General features: G+C 44.3%; 17 protein-coding genes and 1 other RNA gene. 6 read left to right on the top strand and 12 right to left on the bottom strand.

What is annotated here, in order from left to right; genetic code table 11:
* Positions 1-4: 4 nt before the first annotated feature.
* Complete coding sequence (mtgA, locus tag Xsto_RS10295; protein WP_099125021.1) at positions 5-715, top strand: monofunctional biosynthetic peptidoglycan transglycosylase; 711 nt, start codon at positions 5-7, stop codon at positions 713-715.
* 101 nt (positions 716-816) lie between these two features.
* Here the strand turns inward: mtgA and dolP are convergent, their stop codons facing one another.
* From dolP to Xsto_RS10275, 4 genes are read right to left on the bottom strand one after another with little or no spacing between them, the layout of a single operon-like run.
* A complete protein-coding gene (dolP, locus tag Xsto_RS10290; protein WP_099109667.1) occupies positions 817-1392 on the bottom strand; it encodes a division/outer membrane stress-associated lipid-binding lipoprotein in 576 nt (191 codons plus the stop codon).
* Between the two features lie 11 nt (positions 1393-1403).
* The gene (diaA, locus tag Xsto_RS10285) at positions 1404-1994 is read right to left on the bottom strand and encodes a DnaA initiator-associating protein DiaA (RefSeq protein ID WP_099122317.1); all 591 of its coding nucleotides are present in this window, start codon (positions 1992-1994) and stop codon (positions 1404-1406) included.
* A 38-nt stretch (positions 1995-2032) separates the two neighbouring features.
* Positions 2033-2422: a YraN family protein gene (locus Xsto_RS10280; protein WP_099125020.1), complete on the bottom strand. Its 390-nt coding sequence runs from the start codon at positions 2420-2422 to the stop codon at positions 2033-2035.
* 60 nt (positions 2423-2482) lie between these two features.
* Positions 2483-4354: a penicillin-binding protein activator gene (locus tag Xsto_RS10275; protein WP_099125019.1), complete on the bottom strand. Its 1872-nt coding sequence runs from the start codon at positions 4352-4354 to the stop codon at positions 2483-2485.
* A gap of 63 nt (positions 4355-4417) precedes the next feature.
* On the opposite strand from Xsto_RS10275, the gene rsmI reads away from it, so the two are divergent.
* The gene (rsmI, locus tag Xsto_RS10270; RefSeq protein ID WP_099125018.1) at positions 4418-5290 is read left to right on the top strand and encodes a 16S rRNA (cytidine(1402)-2'-O)-methyltransferase; all 873 of its coding nucleotides are present in this window, start codon (positions 4418-4420) and stop codon (positions 5288-5290) included.
* Between the two features lie 71 nt (positions 5291-5361).
* Positions 5362-5747, top strand: an RNA gene (gene rnpB, locus Xsto_RS10265) — RNase P RNA component class A.
* Positions 5748-5816: 69 nt separating this feature from the next.
* Here rnpB and Xsto_RS10260 read toward each other — a convergent pair.
* Positions 5817-6539 (bottom strand): pirin family protein, encoded by a 723-nt coding sequence (locus Xsto_RS10260; protein ID WP_099125017.1) that lies wholly within the window; start codon positions 6537-6539, stop codon positions 5817-5819.
* A 127-nt stretch (positions 6540-6666) separates the two neighbouring features.
* Here Xsto_RS10260 and Xsto_RS10255 point away from each other — a divergent pair, with 127 nt between their 5' ends.
* Positions 6667-7557 (top strand): LysR family transcriptional regulator, encoded by an 891-nt coding sequence (locus tag Xsto_RS10255; RefSeq protein WP_099109673.1) that lies wholly within the window; start codon positions 6667-6669, stop codon positions 7555-7557.
* Positions 7558-7611: 54 nt separating this feature from the next.
* Here the strand turns inward: Xsto_RS10255 and Xsto_RS10250 are convergent, their stop codons facing one another.
* The 5 genes from Xsto_RS10250 to Xsto_RS10230 all read right to left on the bottom strand — a co-directional run bounded on the left by Xsto_RS10250 (position 7612) and on the right by Xsto_RS10230 (position 10054).
* Positions 7612-8007 (bottom strand): DoxX family protein, encoded by a 396-nt coding sequence (locus tag Xsto_RS10250; RefSeq protein ID WP_099125016.1) that lies wholly within the window; start codon positions 8005-8007, stop codon positions 7612-7614.
* Positions 8008-8203: 196 nt separating this feature from the next.
* Positions 8204-8497: a YqjK-like family protein gene (locus Xsto_RS10245; RefSeq protein WP_099125015.1), complete on the bottom strand. Its 294-nt coding sequence runs from the start codon at positions 8495-8497 to the stop codon at positions 8204-8206.
* Positions 8490-8888: a phage holin family protein gene (locus Xsto_RS10240; RefSeq protein ID WP_099125014.1), complete on the bottom strand. Its 399-nt coding sequence runs from the start codon at positions 8886-8888 to the stop codon at positions 8490-8492. The genes Xsto_RS10245 and Xsto_RS10240 overlap by 8 nt, the downstream gene beginning before the upstream one ends.
* Before the next feature lies 1 nt (position 8889).
* Positions 8890-9195 (bottom strand): ElaB/YgaM/YqjD family protein, encoded by a 306-nt coding sequence (locus Xsto_RS10235; protein WP_099109677.1) that lies wholly within the window; start codon positions 9193-9195, stop codon positions 8890-8892.
* A gap of 190 nt (positions 9196-9385) precedes the next feature.
* Positions 9386-10054, bottom strand: coding sequence for a DedA family protein (locus Xsto_RS10230; RefSeq protein WP_099109678.1), 669 nt, complete (start codon positions 10052-10054; stop codon positions 9386-9388).
* 683 nt (positions 10055-10737) lie between these two features.
* On the opposite strand from Xsto_RS10230, the gene sstT reads away from it, so the two are divergent.
* Complete coding sequence (gene sstT / locus Xsto_RS10225; RefSeq protein WP_099109679.1) at positions 10738-11982, top strand: serine/threonine transporter SstT; 1245 nt, start codon at positions 10738-10740, stop codon at positions 11980-11982.
* A 106-nt stretch (positions 11983-12088) separates the two neighbouring features.
* Here the strand turns inward: sstT and Xsto_RS10220 are convergent, their stop codons facing one another.
* Positions 12089-14110: an NADPH-dependent 2,4-dienoyl-CoA reductase gene (locus Xsto_RS10220; RefSeq protein WP_099125013.1), complete on the bottom strand. Its 2022-nt coding sequence runs from the start codon at positions 14108-14110 to the stop codon at positions 12089-12091.
* A gap of 382 nt (positions 14111-14492) precedes the next feature.
* Between Xsto_RS10220 and Xsto_RS10215 the strand changes: the two genes are divergently transcribed.
* On the top strand, positions 14493-15089 hold the full coding sequence (locus Xsto_RS10215) for a GNAT family N-acetyltransferase (protein WP_099109719.1): 597 nt from the start codon (positions 14493-14495) through the stop codon (positions 15087-15089).
* Positions 15090-15125: 36 nt separating this feature from the next.
* Here Xsto_RS10215 and Xsto_RS10210 read toward each other — a convergent pair whose 3' ends face one another.
* The gene (locus Xsto_RS10210) at positions 15126-16070 is read right to left on the bottom strand and encodes a VirK/YbjX family protein (protein WP_099125012.1); all 945 of its coding nucleotides are present in this window, start codon (positions 16068-16070) and stop codon (positions 15126-15128) included.
* Positions 16071-16662: the final 592 nt, after the last annotated feature.

The following is a 16662-nucleotide window of genomic DNA, read 5'->3' as shown; positions in this document are numbered from 1 at the left end:
TAGGATGAGAAATCCTTTTTCAATATTATGGCGCTGGTTGAAGAAAATTGTGCTTGCGATCACTCTTTTATGGTTTGTTGCTGTAATCACATTTTCATTTCTGCCAGTGCCGTTTTCTATGGTGATGCTGGAAAGACAGGTAGATGCGTTAATCTCAATTAATTTATCTTATGTTTCTCGCTCTATTTGGGTGGACCAAGATCAAATTTCACCTTATATAGCATTAGCCGTGATTGCTGCCGAGGATCAACGATTTCCGGAACACTGGGGATTTGATTTTTCTGCGATAAAAATGGCAGTGGAACATAATAAAAAAGATCAGAAACGGATACGTGGTGGTTCCACCATTACTCAGCAAACCGCCAAGAATTTATTCCTGTGGGAAGGGCGCAGTTGGGTAAGGAAAGGTCTGGAGGCGGGAATGGCAATGGTTCTGGAACTGGTGTGGTCAAAAAAACGTATTCTAACTATCTATCTGAATATTGCTGAATTTGGCAGAGGAATTTTTGGTGTGGAAGTCGCTTCCCGGCACTATTTCGGTAAACCAGCCAGTCGTCTGACTGCTTCTGAAGCGGCTCTTCTGGCGGCAGTATTACCTAATCCGATACGCTACCGGGTTGATGCACCTTCTGCCTATGTGCTGCAACGCCAGCAATGGATATTACGTCAAATGCAGTTATTGGGAGGGAAGCATTTTCTGACTCAAATAAACTGAAGATATCGTGTTGTGGTATTGCTGGAAAGACGGTGCATATCGAAGTACAAGCAGAGCAGCCCTGTTTTTATGCTGACCTGCTTGTAAAAATAACCCGGCGGTTAGTCGAGATAAGTAAATGCGGTGGTTACACGTTTAATGCCATCAGTTTCACTGGCAATTTTCGCCGCATCAGCGCCTTCCTGTTTGGTCACAATCCCGAATAAAAAGACTTCTCCATTTTCAGTCACCACTTTGATATTTGATGACTTCACAGCATCACTGGCCAGAATTTTTGAACGTACTTTCGTTGTCAGCCAGGCATCCACTGATGCAGTACCGAGAGAAACGGGCTTCCCTTGTCTGATTTCGTTATAGACCACACTGACACCTTCAGTTTTTGACGCTATCTGTTTTGCCCGCTCTGCCAGCTGCATATCAGGGCTTTGCCCGGTTAACAAAACCTTTCCCTGATAAACCGTCGTTACGATACGGGTCTGAGACTTAATTTGTGGATCTTTGCTTATGGCATTACTGACACGAGCTTCCAGAGTCGTATCGTCCACTTGTTGCCCGACCGATCGTGGATCTGTGCCTGCTTTGGTCGCAATTGCTGCAGAGCCTACAAGGGCTGCACCAATACATCCCTGTAGTAACATTGTGCTGCAAAATACCAGTAATAGAGAGAGTAACCGCATTATTTGGCTCCTTAGTCATCCTGATGAGGAAATAAAGTATTGTCGATTAAGTCACACAGACAGTTGATTGTCAGCATATGGACTTCCTGAATCCTGACACTGTGATGGGAAGGAATACGGATTTCCACATCCTGTGGTCCCAGTAACCCTGCTAACTCACCGCCATCGAAACCTGTCAGTGCAACAATGGTCATATCGCGGGTAACGGCTGCTTCTACGGCTTTAATGATAGCCCGGCTGTTACCATGCGTAGAAATAGCCAGCAGAACATCTCCGGCCTGCCCCAGCGCCCGGACCTGCTTAGCGTAGATTTCTTCCGGCTGCCTGCTGCCGGCGATGGCAGTGATAACAACATTATCAGCATTCAGCGACAATGCTGGCAGACTTGGCCGCTCTGTTTCAAATCTATTTATCATACTGGCGGCAAAACGCTGTGCTGTTGCGGCGGACCCGCCATTGCCACAGCACAGGATCTTGTTGCCATTCAGCAGTGATTGAACCATCATCATTGCGGCGCGTGAAATGGCGTCCGGTAATGCCTCTGCTGCTGCGATTTGCGTTTGAATACTTTCTGTAAAGCAGACTTTAATTCTATCCAGCACGTTATGACCTATATTATTGATAATATATTTATTGAAATTCAGAACCTATCAAATAGGTTTTCATTTAAATTGAAGGCATCTTTCAGCCATTCAAATTTCTGACCGGTAATTGCGCAAACATCAAAACGGCAGGCCGCAGTATCAAGAGATTCGTTATGCTGGTAAAGCCAGACCGAAGCCGCATGCAATAACTTTCTGCGTTTGCTCTGGGTAATTGTAGCAATGGCATCACCATATTGTGCATTCTGGCGGAAACGAACTTCAACGAAAACCCAGATCTGCTTGTCACGCATGATCAGATCGATTTCTCCACCACTAATTTTCACATTCTCTGCAATAAACACAAGACCCTGTTTTTGCAGAAACTGTTTAACCTGCTGTTCGTAATGGCATCCCTGCGCGTAACGATTAATTCGGGGCTTTTTCATCCTGAAATTACCACTCAAAAGAAGATGTTATTTATCGGGCTGACTTACTGCATTCAGGCTCTACCCAGCATGATTGTCAGTAGCTGAGCTCTCTGTAGTACTGTTCAGCGTGTTGTCAGTATTTCCGATTGCGTTATTTTCTGTCATGCGGCTCTCCAGCATAATGCGCCCATTGCTGAATTGCATCCACGGCAGTTGGCGATATATTGTACAATCATTTGTGGCAGAGAGTTCACCAGATTCGCCATTCATATTGAAACCGCTGGCTTGTTGTAGTTGTGCAAAATGATTAGCCAGTGACCAAGCGTCAATTCCCATTGCGTAGAGGCGCATCAGAGAGTAATCATTCCCGAATTTACTGGCAGCCTGCTTCATCAATGGAACATTCGCTCCCGTCAATAATGGAACATCGCTGAACTGCATACCATCCATTTCCAGACGAAAATCCGGGCCTGCATCGGCTTTATTACTGCGTGAGCTGGCATAAAGAGCCGGTTTTTTGCGGGAGCTGATTGCCATATCAATCATTGGCTTGATAAGTGTTAGCTCATCGGTGGTTGCCACAATATAGACCGCATCAACCGGGCCACGAGATGTGCTGGTGACAACGGCTAAGCGCTTATCGGCTTTTGTTGTATCGGCAAATTGCTTTTCATTATCGTCAGAAACGGGACTGCTGACCGGAATTGCGGTTCCGGACATACGGATGCCGACACCACGGTTCATGGATTGCCTCATTTCCGCCACTGTGCCGAAGGATTGTTGTAATACTTCGGAACCCCCTAATTTCTGCCATTCAGTTGCGAAGGCATTTGCCACTCTGCTGCCTAATACAGAGCGTGGTACTAATACCAGTGGATTATGTTTCTGTTGCTGCCAGATATGCTGCGCTGCGCTTTTAGCCTCGTCCTCAGGTGACAGGGAGAAGTAACAGAAATTAGGATGAAGTTGTGTTGTATCCGGTTTATTCAATGCCAGAATATTTAACGGCGTATTTATCTGTACTAACTGTTCTACCTGAGGTTTCAGCAGAGGGCCAACGACGAGTGTTACTCCGTCCTGCTCCGCCTGTGCCAGCAGATTAGCTAAAGGCTGGCTGTCGGTATCATAGATTTTCACCACTTGATGATTGACAGGAACTGAATTAATGGTGAATTGCCCTGCCATATCTGTTTCCGCTGTATCAGTTGTGATCGCCTGATCAGCTTCCACCGCATTGGTAATGCTGCTATCAACAGAATTCGTGTCAACAGAATCGGTATCAACGGAAGTATTATCAACGGCACTACTAGGTGTTACAGCTGATGCACTTACAGGTAGTTCAGTTTTTGGCAGCCCTTTTTGTGCATCCAGAAACCCCTGACGAATCGCATCACCAAATGCTTTAGCCTGACCACTCAAAGGCAGGAAAAGCCCGATACTGGCCTGTCGGTCTTGAATGACATGTAACATTTGTTTCAGAGGGGAAGGCAAGCTCTGAACAGCAGGGTTTTCCGGATAACGAATTTGCCAGTCCCGAATGGCTGAACGAAGTTTGTCCGCATCCTGCTTATTAGCCTGATAAGCGTTGAGCAGGTCGAGCCAACCCTGAAGAGTGTATTCATTGGCATTAATGACCAGTTCGCTGAGCTGCTGGGCAGTGAGATGAGTCAGGGCCTGCCAAGTATCATCAATATTTTGCTGATGTGCGGCTTCATTTTCTATATTGGGTTCCAGTGCAATATAAGCACGGATGACTTCCAGAGAAGGCTGGTTGCCTGCATTATCAATAATGGCTTGATAGCGGTTAATCTCTGCGCTGATCTTGTCTTGTGGCTCAGAAGGTGGTTGCCCTTGTGGTGTAGGCATGGTACACCCTGCAATAATCATAGTTGTCAGCAATGCTGTGCAGACTAAACCAGTTTTGAAACGCACAAAAATTGAGGGAAGCATACTGTATCCAGTGATGTTTTTTTCAAAGATGCTCAATTTTAAATCGGTCATTCGGATGAAACAATGAATCAAACCAATCGAGCAGTGGTTACGACATCTACGCTGTATGTTGTGCCAACTCCTATCGGGAATCTGGGGGATATCACTCAGCGCGCACTTGAAGTTCTTAAACATGTCGATTTGATTGCTGCCGAAGATACGCGACATACCGGCCTGTTACTTCAACATTTTGCCATTAATGCGCGCATGTTCGCACTTCATGATCATAATGAACAGCAGAAAGCAGATCAATTAATTGCGAAATTACAACAAGGTTTAAGTATTGCGCTCGTCTCTGATGCCGGAACGCCATTAATTAATGATCCGGGTTATCACCTTGTCCGCCGCTGTCGTGAAGCCGGGATTAGTGTTGTTCCGTTGCCGGGGCCTTGTGCGGCAATTGCGGCATTATCTGCTGCGGGTCTGCCTTCAGATCGGTTTTGCTATGAAGGTTTCCTGCCAGCCAAAAGCAAAGGGCGTCAGGATGCGCTGCGTGATTTGGCTCAGGAATCAAGAACAATGATTTTCTATGAATCCACTCATCGTTTGCTGGACAGCTTAGAAGATATTGTTGAAGTCTGGGGAGCTGAGCGATATGTGGTGTTGGCGCGAGAGCTGACGAAAACATGGGAATCTATTCAGGGTATGCCTGTGGGGAAATTACTGGCGTGGGTCAGGGAAGATGAAACTCGCCGTCGGGGAGAAATGGTGTTGATTGTTGAGGGGTATCACAAACCCGCTGATGACAGTCTCCCGCCTGAAGCATTACGGACACTGGCATTATTACAAAAAGAGCTTCCGTTGAAGAAAGCTGCGGCTTTGGCTGCTGAGATTCATGGCGTGAAGAAAAATGCTCTGTATCGTCATGCTATTGAGCAAAATGAAACTGAAATGTGAAATCCATTGTGTATAAAGGGATGTGTGAAAACTCCTATACATCAGGAAATAAACCCCTTATAATCCGCGCCGGAGTTGGCTAGACAGTCGCTGCTTTACTGCTCTCTTCGGGGAAGAGTAAAGGGGAGGAAAGTCCGGGCTCCACAGGGCAGGGTGCCAGATAACGTCTGGGAGGTGAAAGCCTACGACCAGTGCAACAGAGAGCAAACCGCCGATGGCTCAGCCTTTCTTCGTGAGAAGCTGAGATCAGGTAAGGGTGAAAGGGTGCGGTAAGAGCGCACCGCGCGGCTGGTAACAGTCCGTGGCACGGTAAACTCCACCCGGAGCAAGACCAAATAGAGGTTCACATGGTACGGCCCGTATCGAACCCGGGTAGGTTGCTTGAGCCAGCGCGTAAGTTCTGGCCTAGATGAATGATTGTCCACGACAGAACCCGGCTTATCGGCCAACTCCACAGATTCAGCCCCATAAAGCGTTAGCTTTATGGGGCTTCTTCTTTTATTCAGGATATTAATCAGAAAGCGGGTCAGGGTGATTGGTTTCCCAAATCGATCAGCAGCCCCTGAAATGCAGAAGTTGCTCGCAGGTTCAGTTGTGTTTCATCCTGAATAAATACCCCATCTCCACACCTGATATTGGCATGAGTTGCTGTGCCAGATTTTCTGTCAGTATGAATTTCAGCATTACCGCTAACTGATTGTAGGTAGGCACGTTTCCCCTGTAACGGTACGTTATGAGACTCACCAGCTTGTAGCATAAGGTAGCTTATCCACGCTGATTGGCGCAGGTGCATGCTGTTTTTTCCGGAAGCAGGTGAAGCGAGTAATGTTAATGGCTGAGCTGACAGCCTCCTGCACTGTACCGGTTGCGGAGCCTGATGTGGCTTGGCATCAAGCCAGATTTGCAGGCGATGCAGCGATTTTTTCTTACTGAGATTATGCTCGCTGTAGCGTAGATCCTGACGCGTGGAAAATAGCAGACAGTCTCCCTGATGAGCCTGAATGTAGTTTCCTGCACTATCACGGTATTCCGCTTCACCCTGTAGAATAATATTCAGGATATCGACATGAGGATAAGCCTTTGGCTTGAGTTCTGTTTGTGGGGCAAGTATTTCCTGATTAAGTACTCGTAGTGCCCCGTAGTTCAAAAAATTTGGGTCAAAATAGTGACCGAATGAAAAAGTATACTTAGCTTTTAACCAACCGTAGTCGGCTTTTCCACACTGATTTGCTGTTCTGGTTATTATCATAAGTATGTTCTCCTTGCCACACACTGTCAGTCTCAATCTTAATTATCTGGACGTTGAAATGTTAGCCAGTTAATCTGCTCCCTATATTCAAATTTACTGATTGAGAAATTATGGGTAACGGACATATATGGGTAAAGAACGAGCGTTAACACTGGAATCCCTGCGGGTTATGGATGCAATAGAACGTCGAGGAAGTTTTGCGGCCGCAGCGGATGAGTTGGGAAGAGTACCTTCTGCATTAAGTTATACCATGCAGAAACTGGAAGAAGAGCTGGATGTTGTGCTGTTTGACCGCTCCGGACATCGCACAAAATTTACCAATGTTGGCCGAATGTTGCTTGATAGGGGCAGGGTACTGCTTGAAGCCGCAGATAAGCTCACCACAGATGCACAGGCACTTGCCCGTGGCTGGGAAACCCATTTATTTATCGTCTGTGAAGCCTTGTTTCCGGTTGAGTCACTCTTTCCCCTTGTGGACAAGCTGGCGAATAAATCGAATACTCAGCTTTCATTGGTCACAGAAGTGCTGGCAGGTGCTTGGGAGCGTCTGGAAACTGGCTATGCAGATATTGTGATTGCGCCAGATCTTCATTTCAGGGCATCAGCAGAGATCAACTCACGCCCTCTTTACTCCATCAAAAATGTTTACGTTGCCAGTGTGGATCATCCTATCCACAATGAGCCGGAACCTTTATCCGATGCTACGCGGGTTAAATACCGCGGGATAGCGGTAGCTGATACGGCAAGAGAACGCCCGGTGCTGACAGTTCAGCTACTGGATAAGCAACCCCGGTTAACGGTCAGTTCACTGGAAAATAAACGGCGGGCGCTGTTGGCCGGTCTGGGGGTCGCAACAATGCCCTATCCGATGGTGGAAAAAGATATTGCAGAAGGTCGTCTGCGGGTTGTTGGTTCGGAATATATCCATGAAACTAACATTATTATGGCATGGCGGCGTGACCGGATGGGAGAAGCCAAGGCGTGGTGCCTGCGGGAAATTCCTAAATTATTCAAGTAGCCATTATCAAAAAGCCCCTGAGTGAGGGGCTTTGCTGTTTATGGCAGGAGGTAATTACCAGTTCTTTTTCAGCAAGCGGTCAATACTGAATTTGCCCGGTCCCATCATTGCCAGCAACAGATAACCTGCACCGATAGAGAAGTTTTTCAGGAACATCGTCTGGTTCATATCGTCTGAAAAATCATAGTGGAACAGCAGTGCGGTCAGGATACAGAAAATAAAAGTGAATACGGCTGTCGTACGGGTAAACAATCCGAACAGCACAGCGAGGCCACCGCCGAGTTCAAGTAAGATAGTGAGTGGCAGTAAAATTCCGGGCACGTGCATTGCTTCCATGAATTCTTGTGTGCCTGCATAAGCACTCCCTAACTTCCCATAGCCTGCAATAATGAACAGGACTGAAATTAAAATACGTGCGACTAATAAACCACTATCTTCAAATTTTTTCATGAACGTCTCCAGGCGTGTGTTCTAAAAAGCACAATTAAGCTCATCATTTATTGATGGTATTTGTTGATGGAGGGTATTCTAAGGAGAGGTGTTACTGGTTGATAGTAAGGAATATTAACAATTTAATGCAATTTTTTTGAAGGAATACCTCAATATACGTAAAGAGATTTGAAAAAGAATAATCCGGTAGAAAATATTAACGGCTGTTAAAGATATTGCGGGTAGTATCAATGAGTTTCCAGATCCCAAGCATGCGGAGCGACCAACGATAAAGCTTTTTAGGATGGCGGATGCCATAAAGCAGTAATATACCACTGCCGACCGCAAAATAAGGCTTGAAAGAGAGCAGTGTCTGCCAGCTATGATCGTAAGTGCGGGTAAGGGCGAGCCATTGTTGACCATGCTCTGAAAGAGACTGACGCTGTAGCTGGATTTGTTGCAGTAATGCCTGCTTGCGCTGTTCTCGTTGCAGGCGTCGCGACTTATTCATGGTCATTTTCCAACATATTGCGATCGATTCTGAGTTGCTCTCGGGTAGCATTGAAAAAAGCCAGATGGCGGGATTTTCTGATAGTCCAAATCGTGCCAAGCACGGCGAGAAGCAGCAAGGTTCCTGCGGCAATAGCGATAATAGTAATCTGGTAGAGCGGATCAACGGCCAGAAAAACCAGTATCAACAAACATGTTATGCCAAGGGCTGCGAATAACAGCGTGAACCCTACCAGCAACAATAATTTCACCAGCGTGGCGGCTCCCTCTTCCAGCTCAAGTGCTGCAAGCTGAACTCGGGTTTCAACCATGCCGACAATCAGAGTTGCTACTCGCCGTAAGGTATTAAATATTCCTCTCCCCGGGCCTTGTGAATGGGGTAATTGCGTCATATTAGCGTCTTGCCAGTAATACACCCAGTACGATACCTACTGCTGCACCAATACCCACACCGGTCCAGGGATTATCGCGGACATAATTATCTGCACGACCGGCTATTTCTTTGGTCTGGTCTGTGAGTTTATCGCCGGCATCACTGATAACAGTGCGGGCATCTTTCAACATCTTCTCTGCTTTATTGCGAATTTTCTCCAGTTCTGCTTTGGATTGTTCACCGGAGCTGTTGAGAACTTCCTCCAGAGTATCTGCAAGGGACTGTAATTCAGCACGTAATTCGTCAGAGTTTTTTTTCTGTGGCATGGAACTCTCCTCGTATATATACGGTGAATGAATTTCTACCATAGACGTTTTTATAAGGAGTTTAAAGGCAAGATGGTGAAAAATTATCACATGATGCGACAGATTAATCCTAAATACATAGCAGGAATTGGTGCTCAAACCCCTGCAACATGGTTATCCGCAATGCTACAGGGGAAATAAAGAGGGAGAATTATTGTGGAGAATTATTTGTGCGTTTTTTGCGCCAGATAAACGTCAGGCTACCAATTAAACCGATCAGTAACAGACCTACAGGCAATAGCACCAGAAAGTTCATCAGATAGTGTTCATACTCGCGGAATAGGGGGCTTTTACCGAGAGCATAGCCCAGAGTCATCAGGATAATGACCCATAGGAAACCACTGAGCCAATTGAATATCTGAAAACGTGTATTATTCAGTCCGGCAAGGCCTGCCAGTGTGGGTAATAATGTTCTGACAAAAGCAATGAAACGGCCGATGAGCAGTGCTGACAAGCCATGACGATGGAAGAGATTATGGGCACGTTGATGATAATGGGGAGGAAGATGGGACAGCCATCCCTGCACTAATTTTGTGTTCCCCAGCCAGCGTCCCTGAAGATAGCCAACCCAACAACCGAGACTTGCACCCGCGGTAAGAACAATTAATGTAATGGAAAAATCCATTGTATCCTGAGCAACCAGAACGCCAACTAATATCAGTAAACTATCGCCGGGCAAAAATGCCGCAGGTAACACCCCATTTTCCAGAAACAGGATTGTGAATAGCAGAAGGTAAATGACCCAAACTAATGAGGGGTTAGATAGTGTTGCGTAATCTTGGTGCCAAAGTGCATAAATAAGGTCTGTTACAATTTCCATCAAATGTTCCTAAAACACGGGTTAAGGATTACATCTTACTTTTATGGTGTATTTATGATTTTTTACTATTAAATAATCATAATATACAAAAAGTTATATACGGATTGACAATTATGAGCCTTCAAACTCCTTTCAAATGGCATGAATAAATGACAGGGACACTCTAACAAAATCATCAGTAGTGAAACAGAAAATTTTGGTGAGCAATTGAACATTTGTATGAAAATAAAAGTAACATCGTCCAGAGATATCAATTAATTAATTCAGTTACGAAGTTTGCATAAAATAACTCTGTTTTCTGATTTTCCCTGTTGTATGGCTGTATTTCTGTCTTTTCCAGCCAGAAAAACTTCGTTTTATCATCACATAGTAAAAAAAATCCATAAATAATATTGGAGATAATGCCGATTATGGTGACTATCGCCAAAGCGGGTAATTCATATAACTATTTGATTATAAAATACAAATACTAATCTTTATTCCTTTTGAGATTTCAGGGATGCCTGATGAAATAGGAAATGTGTAGAATGGATCACACAAATGTGACTATTTTGTTATCACTTGTTGAGTTGGTTGTATATTTTTATTAATTATTATTTTCAGTTTTATGAACTTTCCTACTACTGGAAAAGCAAACACAAAACCAACAGGCTGATTAAGCCAAAATATCAAATGGATAGGCTATGGAAAAACAACAAAAAGGCTTTGTGCAATATATTGTACAGGGAAGCCTAGTCACACAAATTATTATTGGATTAATTGCAGGGGTATTACTGGCATGGGTAGCGCCTTCTGCTGCTCAATCAACCAGCTTATTAGGCGAGCTCTTTGTCGGTGCTTTGAAAGCGGTTGCACCGATTCTGGTGTGGGTTCTGGTTATGTCTTCTATTGCGAACCATAAGAAAGGCCAGAAAACTAATATCCGACCGATTGTCGTTCTCTATATTATGGGAACCTTCCTTGCTGCTGTTGTCGCTGTGATCGGCAGTATTTTATTCCCATCAACATTAATACTGGTGACTAATGATGCTCAAATGTCACCACCGGATAATATCGTTGAAGTATTGAAGGGAGTATTGCTCAATGTGGTTGCTAACCCGATTGATGCGATATTAAAAGGGAATTACGTTGGTATTCTGGCATGGTCAATCGGGTTGGGTATCGCATTACGCCACGCGAAGGAATCAACTAAATCAGTGGTTCAGGATTTGGCTGAAGCGGTGACTCAGGTTGTTCGTGTTGTTATTCGTCTGGCTCCTCTCGGGATTTTTGGTCTGGTTGCTTCCACTATTGCCACAACAGGCTTTGATACATTGCTCGGTTATGGACATCTATTGGTTGTACTTCTGAGCTGTATGATTGTTGTTGTACTGGTTGTTAACCCATTAATTGTATATTGGAAAATACGTCGCAACCCTTACCCACTGGTTTTTGACTGCCTGCGTGAAAGTGGTGTGACCGCTTTCTTTACCCGCAGTTCTGCTGCCAATATTCCGGTTAACATGGCAATGTGCCGCCGTATGAATCTGGATGAAGATACTTATTCAGTCTCAATTCCGTTGGGAGCAACGATCAATATGACTGGTGCTGCGGTGACCATCACGGTATTGACGTTGGCAGCGGTAAATACACTGGGTATATCTGTTGATATTCCAACGGCGATACTATTGAGTGTGGTTTCAGCAATTGCAGCATGTGGAGCATCGGGGATAGCAGGTGGATCATTATTATTAATCCCTCTGGCGTGCAGTATGTTCGGTATCTCCAATGAGATCTCCATGCAGGTTGTTGCGGTAGGTTTAATTATTGGTGTATTGCAGGATTCGGCTGAAACCGCCCTGAATTCCTCAACAGATGTATTGTTTACTGCCGCAGCCTGTCAGGCTGAAGACGCAAAACGGGTGCCTGAAGAGTTAGCCCGGCGCTAATGATAAACAGCAAGAGTGACAATAAGCGGTAGGTTTATTGTCACTCTTCTATCCGCTCTTTATCTGTATTAACTTTTCACTTCTGCACTAAGTTCTGCGTTCTGCACTAAATCTTTACTGCCAGCCGGGTTCCCTGATCAATCGCTCTGCGGGCATCCAGCTCGGCTGCGACATCGGCTCCACCAATTAAATGTACACTTTTACCCATATCCTGTAGTGGCTGATACAGCGCTTTCAGCGGCTCCTGCCCTGCGCAGATCACCACATTATCTACTTCAAGACATTGCTGCTTCCCCTCACGGCTGATATGTAACCCTTGATCATCAATTTTCAGGTATTGGACATTATTCAGCATCGTGATGCCACGCATCGAGAGACTGGTTCGGTGGATCCAACCAGTGGTTTTACCCAGACCTTCCCCGACTTTAGTCTCTTTACGCTGTAACAGATAAATCTTCCGGGGCGAGAGTTCCACTCGTGCGCCTTCTGGCTGTAATCCGCCTCGGTGAGAAAGCGTTTGGTCTATTCCCCATTCCTGAGAGAATGCGTGGCTGCTCAGGCTGCTGCTTTGCCCACTCTGGCTCAGATACTCCGCCGTATCAAAACCAATCCCACCGGCACCGATAATAGCAACGCGCGGCCCGACATGACGTTTATGCTTTAACACATCCAGATAAGTCAGGACTTTTTCATGGTGAATGCCATCAATAGCGGGAGTCCGTGGTGTAATGCCGCTGGCAATGACGACTTCATCAAATGAAGCAAGTTGTTCTACTGTTGCAGTGTGATTAAGTCTGACGTCAACACCATTTAGCGCCAGCTGGCGTTCAAAATAGCGCAGTGTTTCATGGAATTCTTCTTTACCCGGGATCTGCTTAGCAATATTAAATTGCCCGCCAATTTTATTTTCACGTTCAAATAATGTGACATGGTGCCCGCGGCTGGCGGCTGTGGTAGCGAAAGATAAACCAGCCGGCCCGGCTCCGACTACGGCAATAGTTTTAGGAGAAGTCACGGGTTCAGCAATAAATTCTGTTTCATGGCAGGCGCGTGGATTGACCAGACAGGAGGTCAGTTTGCCGACAAATATTCTGTCCAGACACGCCTGATTACAGCCAATACAGGTGTTGATTTCATCCGCCCGATTTTGTTCTGCTTTTAGCATAAATTCCGCATCAGCGAGAAAAGGGCGCGCCATAGAAACCATATCGGCACAGCCCTCGCTGAGTATCTGTTCTGCAACATGGGGGTCATTGATACGGTTAGTCGTAATCAAAGGGATTTTTACTTTCCCCATCAGCTTTTTGGTCACCCAGCTAAACCCGGCTCTGGGCACCATTGTGGCGATTGTCGGGATACGGGCTTCATGCCAGCCAATACCGGTATTGATGATGGAAGCTCCAGCCTGTTCAATGGCCAGAGCCAGTTGCTCGATTTCCTGCCAGTCGGATCCCTCTTCCACTAAATCCAGCATGGAAAGGCGATAAATAATGATGAACTGCTTCCCGACGATAGCGCGCACAGCTTTGACAATTTCTATGGCAAAACGCATGCGGTTTTCGAAACTGCCTCCCCATTGATCCTGCCGATGGTTAGTGCGGGCAACCAGAAACTGATTAATGAGGTAACCTTCTGAACCCATGATTTCAACACCATCATACCCGGCTTGTTGCGCCAGTTGAGCACAGCGGGCAAAGTCACTGATGGTTTGTTGTATATCCTCTTCAGTCATTTCTTTAGGGATAAATGGATTAATCGGAGCCTGAAGAGCAGAAGGCGCAACCAGTTTTTTTTGATAGCTATAACGCCCGGTATGCAAGATCTGGAGAGCAATTTTGCCACCGGCCTGATGTACTGCATCTGTAATGAACTTATGGTGAGGTAACTCATTTTCACTGTTCAGCACACTTGCACCTGCTGAAACTACGCCTTGTGGATTGGGAGAAATACCGCCTGTAACAATAAGGGCAACCCCTCCAGCAGCTCGTTCGGCATAGAATTGAGCCAGCCTCCGGGTTCCGTCAGGATGTTCTTCAAGCCCTGTATGCATCGAACCCATCAGGACGCGGTTTTTTAAGGTAGTAAAGCCTAAATCCAGAGGGGTAAATAAGTGAGGGTAATTGCTCATTACAGTCTCCATCGAATAATTTGACGACTCACACATTATTATTGTTTTCAATATGGCTTAGCGATTCGCTAAGTGGTCGGATGAGATTGGTACAAATTTAGACGGTTCCAGTCTGATTGGAATCACTTTGTTAATTGATTGTGACAGATATCATGAAATCATCTTACTCAATGGGTTTGAAGATTTAGTTAAATAAAATTTCATTTTGAATAAATCCCACAAAAAAACTTCACATGAATGTAATATTTATTTAACTTTCATTTAAGATAATGAGGATTTTTTCAGTTACCCTGCCGCCGGTAAAAATCAGCCTTGTTTATAGGTTGTCTTTAAAAATAGTGCATAGCAGTAAAAAGTAAAAATATCCAAGGATAACAATATGATGCAAAACATAACTGAACAAGTCACTTTAACAGGAAAACATGTCACTTTAGTACCTTTGACGCAGGAAAGGCATGATGAGTTCGTCAACGCTATTGAAGATGGTCAATTACATCAGTTGTGGTGCGCCAATGTACCTGCTCCGGATGGTTTGAAAGCTGAAATTGAACGCCGTCTGGGCCTACATGCGCAGGGAAAAATGCTCCCTTTTGCTGTTATTGATAATCAAAGGAATGTGGCAGTAGGTATGACATCCTATATGAATATTGATGCCACGCTTCCCAGATTGGAGATTGGTTCGACCTGGTATGCTAAATCAGCGCAACGCACGCCTATTAATACAGAAACAAAATACCTGTTAATGGAGTACGCGTTTGAAAAACTCGGTTGTGTTGCTGTGGAGATACGCACTCATTTTCTGAATCAGCAGAGTCGCAGAGCAATTGAACGCTTGGGGGCAAAGCTGGATGGTATTTTGCGCAATCACTTACGGGCAAAAAATGGCACAATTAGGGATACTTGCGTATACAGTATAGTACTCAGCGAATGGCCTGCCATAAAAACGCATCTTACATGGTTAATGGCGAAGCCTCGCTGAATGTCGTATCAGAAAACTCGTTTTTTGTGATGATTATTAACGGGTGAGAGCGCTTTTAATATGGCTCTCCAAATCATCCAGTAACTGATAACGGCGACGATATTCTGAGCGCTTTTTACTGGGGATCTCATCCAATGGTTTTCTTTCAATGATTGATGGCAGATGAAAATCATTGTTATCTTTTCTGGAACCACTCAGAGATTCCCAAAACGCATTATAGTCAGCCACCATCAGGTGTTTTTTCTTATGCCAATAACGGATACTGCGATAGATATGAGTTTCGTTGCTGACGGCTAAGATCTGCTCACAGTTGGTATGTTCAGCAAAACGGCAAATAGATTCGAGCAATAAACGTTTAGGGAATAAACCATGACACTCTTTTGTTGCATTACGGATAATATCCAGAGAATTATCCCCTTTAGCTGGGCCTTGTAATACTCCGATAAATAATGTTTGCTTGCCATTTACTTTTAATAAAGTGAATGCACATTTTGCCAGAATGACATTATCTTCTGTAGTCATATATAAAGATAGTTCACCTTCTTTATTCAGATTATCTAAAGAGTCTATATATATATTGAACGACTCGTTTTTTCCCTGAATAGTTGCCAATAAATAAGCATCAGTATTAAATATTTTATCAATAACAGTTGGAGTAAGCTGTTGAAATAAAATTTCATAATGCTCACTAATTGCATGAACAATCTGGTTTCGTTTGAAGTTAATACTCAAATATGGACGATGTGGTTTACAGGGCAAACTCGGTTGTTTTTTTAAAATATCCTGATAAATAGGTGTGCTGGCAATTCTGTCCAATAGTTTAAATGTAGAAACTGGTGTAAAAAAACTGCGTAAAGCAAATTTCGCCCGATTGCTCGAGGAATGCCAGTGTAGCCCTGGTGTAATACGTTTCCCGACAAGGTCGGTAAACAGTTTTATGCCTGAATACGTTTTAGTTTCAGATTGTTGTAGATACTTCATTAGTTATAAATCCAAAATAATAAAAGCAGTGGCGCTATTCTACCACTTTTTTATTGAATATATACTCATCATCTTTCAGATTTTCTCTTTGTTATCTATAGTTACTCGCTAAAGTTACTACTTTAATGAGTAGGTGATTATCGATGATCCCTAGAAAGCTGGCTATCTGAGCATTATAATGTAGTTATGAATCTGCCAAATATACCATATTGACTTTAAAGCACTCTTTGATTTTATCTAAATTATTTTTACATAACTTTTCATTTTACAGCGTTTTCAATACAGACTGTTTTTTAATAAGTGTTGAGTAATTTAATTTATTAATCACTGATTATGCTTATTTCTTATTTAATGAGTGCATGAAATTTGTCTGTAAATAATAATGCAATTTTTTATAAACAATTAACCCGGAATATTAATTAACCTGAATTCTGGATAAGAAATTGACGAGAGGCCTGTTCCAGGAGCAAAGTTTTGGTGAAAGCCTAAAACGACTCCGGGGAGGAACAGGCCATGGACAAGTTAGTTGAAATTTTCTGCGATGTCGACGACTTTTGTCGTCTTTTCATCCCCCAGTGGGCGCAGTTTTGTC

Source organism: Xenorhabdus stockiae (genome assembly GCF_002632825.1).
Lineage (GTDB): Bacteria > Pseudomonadota > Gammaproteobacteria > Enterobacterales > Enterobacteriaceae > Xenorhabdus > Xenorhabdus stockiae.
The sequence above is the reverse complement of the archived record's forward strand: the minus strand, read 5'-3'. Positions and strand labels throughout refer to the sequence as shown.

Excerpts from the sequence above, each read along its gene's own strand:
- mtgA (WP_099125021.1), top strand. The coding sequence starts at position 5 with ATGAGAAATCCTTTTTCAATATTATGGCGCTGGTTGAAGAAAATTGTG.
- dolP (WP_099109667.1), bottom strand. The coding sequence starts at position 1,392 with ATGCGGTTACTCTCTCTATTACTGGTATTTTGCAGCACAATGTTACTA.
- Xsto_RS10280 (WP_099125020.1), bottom strand. The coding sequence starts at position 2,422 with ATGAAAAAGCCCCGAATTAATCGTTACGCGCAGGGATGCCATTACGAA.
- Xsto_RS10275 (WP_099125019.1), bottom strand. The coding sequence starts at position 4,354 with ATGCTTCCCTCAATTTTTGTGCGTTTCAAAACTGGTTTAGTCTGCACA.
- rsmI (WP_099125018.1), top strand. The coding sequence starts at position 4,418 with ATGAATCAAACCAATCGAGCAGTGGTTACGACATCTACGCTGTATGTT.
- Xsto_RS10260 (WP_099125017.1), bottom strand. The coding sequence starts at position 6,539 with ATGATAATAACCAGAACAGCAAATCAGTGTGGAAAAGCCGACTACGGT.
- Xsto_RS10255 (WP_099109673.1), top strand. The coding sequence starts at position 6,667 with ATGGGTAAAGAACGAGCGTTAACACTGGAATCCCTGCGGGTTATGGAT.
- Xsto_RS10250 (WP_099125016.1), bottom strand. The coding sequence starts at position 8,007 with ATGAAAAAATTTGAAGATAGTGGTTTATTAGTCGCACGTATTTTAATT.
- Xsto_RS10245 (WP_099125015.1), bottom strand. The coding sequence starts at position 8,497 with ATGAATAAGTCGCGACGCCTGCAACGAGAACAGCGCAAGCAGGCATTA.
- Xsto_RS10240 (WP_099125014.1), bottom strand. The coding sequence starts at position 8,888 with ATGACGCAATTACCCCATTCACAAGGCCCGGGGAGAGGAATATTTAAT.
- Xsto_RS10235 (WP_099109677.1), bottom strand. The coding sequence starts at position 9,195 with ATGCCACAGAAAAAAAACTCTGACGAATTACGTGCTGAATTACAGTCC.
- Xsto_RS10230 (WP_099109678.1), bottom strand. The coding sequence starts at position 10,054 with ATGGAAATTGTAACAGACCTTATTTATGCACTTTGGCACCAAGATTAC.
- sstT (WP_099109679.1), top strand. The coding sequence starts at position 10,738 with ATGGAAAAACAACAAAAAGGCTTTGTGCAATATATTGTACAGGGAAGC.
- Xsto_RS10220 (WP_099125013.1), bottom strand. The coding sequence starts at position 14,110 with ATGAGCAATTACCCTCACTTATTTACCCCTCTGGATTTAGGCTTTACT.
- Xsto_RS10215 (WP_099109719.1), top strand. The coding sequence starts at position 14,493 with ATGCAAAACATAACTGAACAAGTCACTTTAACAGGAAAACATGTCACT.
- Xsto_RS10210 (WP_099125012.1), bottom strand. The coding sequence starts at position 16,070 with ATGAAGTATCTACAACAATCTGAAACTAAAACGTATTCAGGCATAAAA.